The organism is Streptomyces sp. NPDC006925 (assembly GCF_042869575.1).
Taxonomy (GTDB): Bacteria; Actinomycetota; Actinomycetes; order Streptomycetales; family Streptomycetaceae; genus Streptomyces.
Map to the genome: position 1 here is coordinate 1 of NZ_JBIAGB010000054.1, position 1,662 is coordinate 1,662.

At 69.1% G+C, this 1,662-nt stretch carries 1 protein-coding gene; it reads left to right on the forward strand.

Going from position 1 to position 1,662, the window contains the following annotated elements; all coding sequences use genetic code 11:
* Nucleotides 1–123 precede the first annotated feature (123 nt).
* Nucleotides 124–1,500: an IS1380 family transposase gene (locus tag ACFYNS_RS31840; RefSeq protein ID WP_388606379.1), complete on the forward strand. Its 1,377-nt coding sequence runs from the start codon at nucleotides 124–126 to the stop codon at nucleotides 1,498–1,500.
* Nucleotides 1,501–1,662 lie beyond the last annotated feature (162 nt).

The window sequence follows — 1,662 nt, forward strand, 5'->3', positions numbered from 1 at the left end:
GCCTCGCGCTTTCACCACGGTGGCTGTCCGATGCTTGGTCGAAAAAGCGAGAAGTGCCCCTGACCTGCAACGATGGGACTTGTCTAGGGTCCTGTTGGCTGCAAGGAAAGAAGCACTTCTCAGGTGAAGAAGCGTATCGGGTCGTACCCGCGTGTCCGCGTCGAGGGCTATGGCCATGCGGTGGTGTCCCAGGCCGGGGCTGTGCTGCTGGTCGAGACCGTCCGCAAGGCCGGGCTGGATCAGGCGATGTCGAGGACGCTGGCGCCGTGGCGGAAGCAGCGTGCGGTGCACGATCCGGGCAAGATCCTGCTGGACGTGGCTCTGGCGGTCGCGCTGGGCGGGGACTGCCTCGCGGACGTCGCGATGCTGCGGGCCGAGCCGGACGTCTTCGGCCCTGTGGCCTCCGATCCGACGGTCTCCCGCCTCATCGACACCCTTGCCGAGGCTGGGCCGAAGGCCCTGTTCGCGATACGGACCGCGCGGGCCGCAGCACGCGAGCACGTCTGGAACGTGGCAAAGCATGCGGCCCCGGACGCCTCAGGGGAGGTGATCGTGGACCTGGACGGGGTGCTCGTGCTGGCCCACTCCGAGAAGCAGGCCGCCACCGCGACCTGGAAGAAGACTTTCGGACACCACCCGCTGATGGGGTTCGTCGATCACGGAAGCGGCGGGAGCGGGGAACCAGTGGCCGGCCTGCTCAGGCCCGGCAACGCGGGCAGCAACACCGCCGCCGACCACATCACCACGGCCCAACTCGCCCTGGCGCAACTGCCGAAGAAGTACCGGCGCGGACGCCGGACGCTGATTCGTACCGACTCCGGGGGCGGAACACACGAGTTCACGGCCTGGCTCGCCCAGCGCGGACGGTGGCTGTCGTACTCGGTCGGCATGACCATCACCGAGCAGATTCACCAAGCCGTACTCAAGGTCCCCGCCACCGCCTGGACAGCAGCGATCGAGCCCGGCGGCGAGATCCGGGACGGGGCATGGGTCGCCGAGATCACCGGCGACTGCCTGAAGGGCTGGCCGAAGGGAATGCGGCTGATCGTCCGCAAGGAACGGCCCCACCCTGGCGCCCAGTTGCGGATCACCGACGCTGACGGACTACGGCTGACCTGCTTCGCCACCAACACCAGCGACATGGCGATTGCGGCGCTGGAGCTGCGGCACCGTCAGCGGGCCCGAGCCGAGGACCGCATCCGGGCCGCACGGGCCACCGGCCTGCGCAACCTGCCCCTGCACGACACCGCACAGAACCAGATCTGGCTGGAGATCGTCCAGCTCGCCCTGGACCTGCTGGCCTGGATGCCCATGCTCGCCCTGACCGGCAAAACCCGCAGGTGGGAACCCCGCCGTCTCCGGCTCCGGCTTTTCTCCGCCGCCGCCCAGATCATCACCACCGCCCGCCGCCGGCACCTGAGATTCGCACGCCACTGGCCCTGGACCGACGTGATCACCGACGCCCTGGCGCGGCTCGAAACTCTCCCGAACCCCGGCTGACCAGCGCGTTCCCGTCCCTGCAACCAGCACCACCCCGACCGGAGCCGTGGAACCCGGCGCCCACCCGACGCGACAGCCGGGCCATCAGCGTGCCCACCACCGACCCCGAACAACCGAAACGGCCCGCCGAAGAAACCGACGGACCGTCACGAAAGATCGAGG